The organism is Candidatus Neomarinimicrobiota bacterium, from assembly GCA_022567655.1.
In the GTDB taxonomy this organism is placed as follows: Bacteria; Fidelibacterota; SORT01; order SORT01; family SORT01; genus JADFGO01.
The window spans coordinates 1-8,129 of sequence record JADFGO010000088.1 but is presented as its reverse complement, the minus strand read 5'-3'; the positions used below and the strand labels follow the sequence as shown (position 1 = coordinate 8,129).

Here is an 8,129-nt window from a genome sequence, read left to right as displayed (position 1 = left end):
TAACAGCGCTGTGCTTTCTGTTCATCAGATGGGAATTGAACCGGAGAGGCTGGAAATCGTTTAAATAGCAGCCGATTCTGATCAGCTGTTTCTGACCCAACACACTCTTAAAAAACCGTCAAAATGATTCTGATGATCTTAACCCGAACGCAGCAGCAAATTTGAGCTTGCTGAGCGGAGATTTGATAAAACTGTCCGAAATGACGATGAATTGTCTCAATTATCTAAGTATTGAGAACGTTGGAATCAACGATATATCGGAGAACTGTGAGGCTACCGTAAAAACCGTGATAAAAATGAAATGCAAAGCAAGTAAGGGGGCAGCTCTCATGGTAAATCTGAATTCGATAGTTCCTCATATACAGTACTACTTCGATCAAGTTTCCATTAACCTTGACAATCAATTGCACACCTACTATTTTAATTTACCGCTATATTTTCTCGGGGCGATCAGAATATGGACTACCGGAACGAAAGAAGTCCAACTGGAGAAGGTTGAGATCTACTTGAATGACAAACACAAAATAAAATTCAGCGGAAATAGCATTTCGATCGATGATAAAGGAGCGTTCAACTCGCCATTAGTTCTTATTCCTCTATAGAGGGTGTCAATAATGTACGACATAAAAGGTAGACTCAGATGGTATCACCCGAATCTGTCTGAGGAAGGCGAAGGTTTTCTAAGATGGCAGCATAGAAGAGGGATGGACTCTATGCGTGCCGGATCGATAGCCACAATTGTTTTACCGATTTTGATCTACATGTTCTGGGCGCAGCAAGGTGTACATACGTTACTCAGACAGGTCATACCCTTTGTACTGATAGGCTTGATAGGGTTTACGTCAACGTTCCTTCCCTTCGTAGTTAAACACATTAACGGATTTAATATCTTCTCTATAATAGTCTTGGGGCAATTGATGGCATGGGGTTTAAATACGGTGATATCGTTTCCAAAGATAGAAATAATATTCGCCCCGGTCACACTGCTCCTCATCGTAATAGCCACTACCCCGATAAAACCTGTGTGGCTCCTCGTTTTCACTTTGTTCACTGATACGTCCATGTGGATTCGAAATCGGATAATAAATTTTGATTCATTCGGAGAGATGCCCACCGACCATTATTTTGAATACTTCAAACTTTTCTTACTCGGTTTTCTTGCCATGACTCTAAGAGCCGTTATTTTGAATACACAGGTTAAGATGCATCGAAGCACCGAATCCGCCGAAACTGCGCTTGAGCAGTTAAAATCGGCGCACGGCAGACTTGTGCAAGCTGAAAAAATATCCTCGCAGGCTCAATTAGCCGCCGCAGTATCCCACGAAGTAAATAATCCACTCGGAGTCGTTAAATCCAACACCGATTCTATCCGTACTATATCGAAAAAATTAGTGGACATGGTTAGAAATAATTCAGATAAAGAGGGAGAAAAGATTGATAAAATGGCGCTGATGTTGAATGAGTTAACGGATTCTAATCAAGCATCGGTTGAAAGAATATCCGATCTGACCGCCAAGCTTCAACGATTTACGAATCTCGACAGAGGGGAACTTCAGGAGATAAACATTATCAGCGCCATAAATGACACTGTTGACTTGATGGGGGCGCAACTGCCCGAGAAGGAGCGAATTAAGGTGAGCGGGGAAAGAAACGCTACGGTCAAAGGAAATCCGGCGGAATTCGGAGAACTCTTCACACAAATATTGCAAAATTCGGGAAGAGCCGTAAAAGACGGCGGTGATATCTACGTGTCCGTTACGTTTGCCAACGCCATGGTAAATATCAGGTTTGACGACACCGGTGGCGGAATTCCCCCTGAAAACCTTGCGAAGTTATTCAATCCGGAATTTAAATCTGAAGATGGAAGGATGAAGGCTGGATGGGGTTTGTTTATTTCAAGGCAAATCGTAAGCGGCTATGGAGGCACGATAAACGTTTCATCGGAAATTGGGAAGGGAACGAGTATAGAAATTTCTCTTCCATCAACACATCACTAACAGTTTATTGGTGGTTCATATCAGCTAAAAAGGGTTATATCGCCCTAAATTTTGTCAAAGATTTTCTTTCTGAAAATTCATAGAGCAATTTTCTTTATAATTCAAATTTTCATTTCTTCTTCTGAAACCACTATAAAATAAAGCTTATCAGAATCGCTGCCACTGAATGAAAATAATGCAATTCGTTTTTATCAATTAATCGGGAATATTGGCACAAAATGTGCAATTACCTATACTATATATTAAAAATTGTCTTTGATATTCGATAAGAATTAGAGTGGGATTCCTATCTACCGAACATTGAAGATAATCATTGGTAAATATACTATACCCGGCAGAGGATCTCAATCAGGATTTACGTTTCAAATCTACGGAGTGAAGTTACCGATGAAGACTTAAAGAAGGTGTTTGAGTCTGTAGGAAAGGTAGCATCAGCTATCATCGTAAAAACTACCACGTCAAATGAAGCCTCCGGATTAGGATTCGTTGAAATGTCCGACACGTCAGACGTATATCGTGCCTTTAAATCTCTCAATGGTAAGCTTCTGAAAGGGAATCCGATTAAGATATATGATAGGAGACAATCGGAGGAGAGACGCCAAAATGTTGAGAGGCGCACTAACCAATCCCGAAGGTGGGAAGATGAAAGGAGGTTAATAGCTAGACGAAAGGAAACGGGGGAGGAGGAACTCGTGCACCTTTTTAACGATCTCGAAAGACGACAAGGATTCGAAAAACGGATCGGCATTGAAAGACGGGTAGTTGAAGAAAGACGTCTTGGAACCGAGAGAAGAAGTGACACAGACAGACGTCAACAGCTCTGAAATTGATAATATTTCAAAAACACTTAAAATTCACTCTTCTATTCTGATTACTTACCTAACAGTTATTTAGAAAGTTTGGATACATTGTGCTGAACACCGTATGGGACGCAGATCTGCGTCCCATACATTCATCCAGACCAAGAAGATGGTGTTGTTGCGGTAAAAAATGCGGTCAAGGCCTGTCCGGCTATGCCGTCCAGACGGGCAAGCCCTGACTCGCACTATAATCTTGGGATGCATCGTCTTATTCACCGGCGTGAATCTGTTTTTTCTTGACAACACGGTCTGTCTAAGTAAATTATATTTGAGAGGTTGATCAGAAGGAACGACCTCTCTTTCAGTATTGTAAGCCAGGCACGCGGCTGACAGCTGCGCCGCTGAGTAATGAAAAAGGTATTCATGATCACTTATATTTGTGCGACAGAATTCAGAGTCTCTCCGATCTCAACAGTTAGAGGATAAGTTCACTTGGATTTACTCTCTCACGACGTTCTGATAATCGGGGGTGGGGGTGCGGGTCTCAGGGGGGCGATAGCGATTGCCGAGGAGGATCCAAAATTAGACATTGCGGTCATATCGAAAGTAATTCCTATGCGCAGCCACACCGTGTCGGCCGAAGGCGGAGCCGCCGCTGTAATTGAACCGGATGACAGCTTTGACCTTCACTCTTACGATACTATATCGGGTGGAGACTGGCTTTGCGATCAGGATGCCGTCGAGGTTTTCGTAAAGGAAGCGAAAGAAGAACTGCTGCAGCTCGAACACTGGGGTTGTCCCTGGAGCCGCAAAGAAGACGGCACTATTGCTGTTCGCCCTTTCGGCGGAATGAAAATGGAACGCACCTGGTTTGCCTCGGACAAGACCGGATTTCACATTCTGCACACACTGTTTCAGACCTCGCTGAAATATAAGCCTATTAAAAGGTATGACGAATGGTTTGTAACCGATCTGCTTGTGGAAGATGAACGTTGTCAGGGAGTTATCGCGATAGAACTGGCTACCGGCAGGATTGAGGCGATTTTTGCAAAATCTGTCGTGATATGCACAGGGGGATGCGGTAAAGTTTTTTCTTTCACCACGAATGCAAATATTAAGAACGGCGACGGCATGGCTATGGCTTACCGGGAGGGAGTTCCGCTCAAGGACATGGAATTCATTCAATATCACCCTACCGGATTGCCTTTCACCGGAATTCTGATAACCGAAGCGGCTCGTTCGGAAGGAGGGTACTTACTCAACAAGGACGGTTATCGTTATCTTCAGGATTACGACCTGGGTAAGCCCGAACCAAAACCGGTTTTGAGGTCTATGGAGCTGGGTCCGCGTGACCGCCTGTCGCAGGCATTCGTCAAGGAGCAGGAAAAGGGCAGAACTTTAGACGGTCCGTACGGGGCGTATGTGAATTTGGATATTCGCCACCTCGGGAAGAAGAAAATAAATAATAAACTACCGTTTGTCCGCGAACTATGCTTAAGATACGTCAACCTTGATCCGGTTGATGAGATGATTCCGGTGCGTCCTGTTGTCCATTACATGATGGGCGGTGTGCACACTGATATTGAAGGGGCTACTCCGCTTAAGGGATTATATGCCGCCGGCGAAGCAGCCTGCGTCAGCATTAACGGAGCTAATCGCCTGGGCTCTAACTCGCTCACAGAGATTCTCGTTTTCGGAAAACGGGCGTGCAGGTCTGCGGGCAGGTTTGCGTCTGAACAGAAGGGTCCGGACAATGCGGTAAAATCGCTGGCAGAGGAGAAAATAGCGAACCTTGAAACCAAATATTTTAAATCCGGGGGCGGAAAAGAGAGCATCGCGGGAATCAGAACGGAAATGCAGGAGATAATGGAAGAATCAGTCGGTATATACCGAAATGAGGAATCTCTCAGAAAAGCCGAAACGACTATTATGAAATTGAAAGAGCGGTTTACGAACATTGCGATAACAGATCGAAGCCTTACATTTAATACCGAAGTTATGTCGGCAGTTGAGTTATCCTATATGCTTGACGTCGCCGAGGCGATAGTTAAGTCTGCAATCGAAAGAACCGAATCCCGGGGTTCGCACCAGCGCTTGGATCACCCCGAGCGGGATGATGATAAATATTTAGCTCACAGCCTTGTCTACAAAAATGGAGATAATCCTCCGCGAGTTGAATATCTGCCGGTAAATATCACACGATGGCCTCCCGGGGAACGGGTTTACGGAAAGTAATAAATTTTGGAATTGACGCCCTAAATATCATGAGCTCAAACGTAACAATAGAAGTGCTGCGATACCTGCCTGAGAACGATTCAGAGCAGGTGGTTCAAAGTTACGAGGTGCCCCGCACCAAAGATTGGGTTATCCTCGACGCTATAAATTACATCAAGGATGAACTGGACGGGACTTTATCATATAGATGGTCTTGCAGGATGGGAGTTTGCGGAAGCTGCGGTATGATGGTAAACGGAGAACCTGTTCTCACCTGCGCAAAGTTTGTGGAATCCTATCTTCCCGGCACTATCCGCATCGAACCTTTAGAAAATTTTCCCGTCATACGGGACCTCGTCATAGAGATGGGCGATTTTATGGAGAAGTTAGAGAGCGTCAAGCCGTGGATAATTAGAGACGATGATTATCCTGAGGAGAAGGAATTTATCCAAACTCCGTTCGAGCTCTCTGAATACAAGAAATTCTCTATGTGTATCAACTGCATGTTGTGCTACTCGGCGTGCCCCGTTTACGGGCTCGAACCGGGATTTACGGGACCTGCGGCAATCGCACTCGGTCAGCGTTACAATTTAGATAACCGGGATATGGGAAATGCAGAGAGAAATGAGGTGCTCACACAGGAAGAAGGGATCTGGCAGTGTACGCTCGTCGGTGAGTGCTCGGCTGTCTGTCCGAAAGATGTCGACCCCGCGGCGGCTATACAGAGGCTTAAACTGACAACTACAGTCAATTGGTTTAAATCGTTCCTTATGCCGTGGAAGAACCGATGAATTGTGTTAACAGTATAGAGGTAGATTCAATTGTCAATTAATCCCGATTATTCAAAATACCATCCCAAATGGTTTCGTAGGTCTATGCCGATCTTCTGGTGGACTCGAAAATGGGTACACATGAAATTCATATTAAGAGAACTGACAAGCGTCGCTGTGGCATACTCGGCGATTCTGTTATTATTGATTGTCAGAGCATTAAATCAGGGCAGCGAACATTATTCTGAAGTTACGGCCATGTTTAAATCACCAGTTATTCTTATACTTCACACAGTCATGTTTTTGTTTTTAATATTCCATTCTGTAAGCTGGTTTTCGCTCGCCCCGAAAGCGATTGTATTACGCATCGGGAAAAAACGCATTCCTGACCAGGCAACCATCGGCTTGAACTTTCTCGCATGGTTTGTAGTGTCATCGGTAATCGTATGGTTTATTTAAACAGTGTTTGAGGATTCATAGATGAAAAGATCGATCGAGCCGTTCTGGTGGGCGTTATTCAGTTCCGGTGGAATGATTTCCGCTCTTTTTATGCCGGTCTTGTTTTTCATTTTCGGAATTGCCGTTCCCCTCGGCTTGGTCAATGCGCCGGAGTATGAGCAGCTGCTGACGATCACTCAAAATCCTATAATACGATTGTTTATTTTCGGGCTGATTTCGCTGTCCTTATTTCACTGGGCTCATCGTTTCAGGTTTACGCTCTATGACGGATTAAAACTCAAACATTTAGAAGTGTTGATTGCGGTTCTCTGTTACGGAAGCGCTATATTCGGATCGGTTTTTGCCGGCTACTCGCTGTTGGCAGGATAGCTGACAATAAATGACCGGCTTCGTCTCACTATTCTTTTTGGAATAAGATTTTAATTTATATCGAGTCGGGGCTATTATTAGGTATGAAATATTGAAAAATGCATACAGTTACCCAAAATTAAAAGGAGCGTTGATATGCTGCGTTTAGTACATATATTTGACCTGAAACGGGGGAAAAGTGCGGAAACGTTTTTGAGCTGGATAGACAGAACATTATATCTAAAGTCGAAGGATTTTGGGTGCATTGAGCGGAAAAACTGGGTTTTCATTGATGGGATGAAAAACCCCTACGGAAAGCGAAATAAGGGAGTGAAACGGCCAAAATACGTCAGCGAAGCGTTCTGGGAAGATCAAAAAGGCGCCGAAGAGTTTCGTCAGTGGCTGCGGGGTCCTGAAGGTGCCGACTATCTGAAAATCTGGCACGAAAACGTTTCTCACCATTCGTTATTACGCTACGTGGATTTTTCTCCGCCTTTGAGCTTGGGTGACGAATAGGTTCAACCCCTCTGTGGTGCGGGCGAATTTACCGGGAACCCAAAAGAAACTCACAGAAAAATAAGACAAAGAGCTGCATGATGAGAGAGGTGCCATTTACAGAATTTTTTAAGATCTGCATCATCGGAATATTAGTTTCAGGATGTGATTTAATTCAAAAGCCTCCCTTAATGACGTTTGAAGCCCATGTTTACTATTCAGGGGTAGATGATCTAATCAAAAACGAGTGGGGAGATAATATAGACGTATCAATCGAGTTTCCGCGAAGTCGTATTATTGATAGTAGTGGTGACCGTTTAGAGAAGATCAACCTAAAAAGAGAAGGGGGCTCGACAGGCTCCGTTATTTTTACGGGAGGATTATTCGGGAGTATCGACTCATCAGCTCAGGATGAAATTTCGTTCAGCTGGGTTATCAACAATGTTAGAACGAAACATATTTTCAAACAAAATTCGCCCATTACCAAGGAATCAACAATTAAGAAGATCTTAAAGATAGATGTCACCGAAGTTATTTTCGCTGATCACAGCTGGAAAAAATCGGGCACTGTGATCCGGCATAAAATTGCTATATCAAATATTTCTGGGTATTCAGTTGACTCACTGAATTTTTCGTTTAGTTATTATTCAAAAGATAACACACTATTAGGCATGAAAAATCGTGTGTATCGTAAACCAATAGCTCCCGGGCAAATAGGACTGCTTTCTCTTTCTGTCGGACGTATTGATGGTTTAGAAGAAGCGAAGTCAACAAATCCGCACCTCTCCAAGATCTACTATAGTAAAAAATAAACAATGAGGAAGTGCCGCGGGCGAGAGTCGAACTCGCACAGGCTTGCGCCCACATGGTCCTGAACCATGCGTGTCTACCAGTTTCACCACCGCGGCGGCGAGTTGTAATTTAGCTTCAGCAGTTAAAAAGTCAATAGATTGATTAGGTGAGTGCGAGAAAGACTGAAGCTGAAGGAAGGAAAGGAACAAGGGAGGGAAGGGAAGGGCGTCAGGGCGTGCCCTGACTGCCACTTA

9 protein-coding genes and 1 tRNA gene are annotated in these 8,129 nt (G+C 44.1%); 9 read left to right on the top strand and 1 reads right to left on the bottom strand.

The features are described from left to right. Positions 1–161: 161 nt before the first annotated feature. The 9 genes from IID12_08595 to IID12_08555 all read left to right on the top strand — a co-directional run bounded on the left by IID12_08595 (position 162) and on the right by IID12_08555 (position 7,895). Complete coding sequence (locus IID12_08595) at positions 162–602, top strand: hypothetical protein (GenBank protein MCH8289147.1); 441 nt, start codon at positions 162–164, stop codon at positions 600–602. A gap of 12 nt (positions 603–614) precedes the next feature. Next, the gene (locus IID12_08590; GenBank protein ID MCH8289146.1) at positions 615–1,997 is read left to right on the top strand and encodes a HAMP domain-containing histidine kinase; all 1,383 of its coding nucleotides are present in this window, start codon (positions 615–617) and stop codon (positions 1,995–1,997) included. 320 nt (positions 1,998–2,317) lie between these two features. Further along, on the top strand, positions 2,318–2,821 hold the full coding sequence (locus tag IID12_08585) for an RNA-binding protein (GenBank protein MCH8289145.1): 504 nt from the start codon (positions 2,318–2,320) through the stop codon (positions 2,819–2,821). Between the two features lie 468 nt (positions 2,822–3,289). Then, entirely contained in the window at positions 3,290–5,032 is a 1,743-nt protein-coding gene (gene frdA, locus IID12_08580) for a fumarate reductase (quinol) flavoprotein subunit (GenBank protein ID MCH8289144.1), read from the top strand. A 29-nt stretch (positions 5,033–5,061) separates the two neighbouring features. After that, positions 5,062–5,802 (top strand): succinate dehydrogenase/fumarate reductase iron-sulfur subunit, encoded by a 741-nt coding sequence (locus IID12_08575; GenBank protein ID MCH8289143.1) that lies wholly within the window; start codon positions 5,062–5,064, stop codon positions 5,800–5,802. 30 nt (positions 5,803–5,832) lie between these two features. Continuing rightward, entirely contained in the window at positions 5,833–6,240 is a 408-nt protein-coding gene (locus IID12_08570) for a hypothetical protein (protein ID MCH8289142.1), read from the top strand. A gap of 21 nt (positions 6,241–6,261) precedes the next feature. Next, positions 6,262–6,609 (top strand): fumarate reductase subunit D, encoded by a 348-nt coding sequence (locus IID12_08565; GenBank protein ID MCH8289141.1) that lies wholly within the window; start codon positions 6,262–6,264, stop codon positions 6,607–6,609. A gap of 135 nt (positions 6,610–6,744) precedes the next feature. Further along, the gene (locus IID12_08560; GenBank protein MCH8289140.1) at positions 6,745–7,104 is read left to right on the top strand and encodes a hypothetical protein; all 360 of its coding nucleotides are present in this window, start codon (positions 6,745–6,747) and stop codon (positions 7,102–7,104) included. A gap of 77 nt (positions 7,105–7,181) precedes the next feature. Next, a complete protein-coding gene (locus IID12_08555) occupies positions 7,182–7,895 on the top strand; it encodes a hypothetical protein (protein MCH8289139.1) in 714 nt (237 codons plus the stop codon). A gap of 12 nt (positions 7,896–7,907) precedes the next feature. Here IID12_08555 and IID12_08550 read toward each other — a convergent pair. After that, positions 7,908–7,991 (bottom strand) — tRNA-Leu (locus IID12_08550). Positions 7,992–8,129 lie beyond the last annotated feature (138 nt).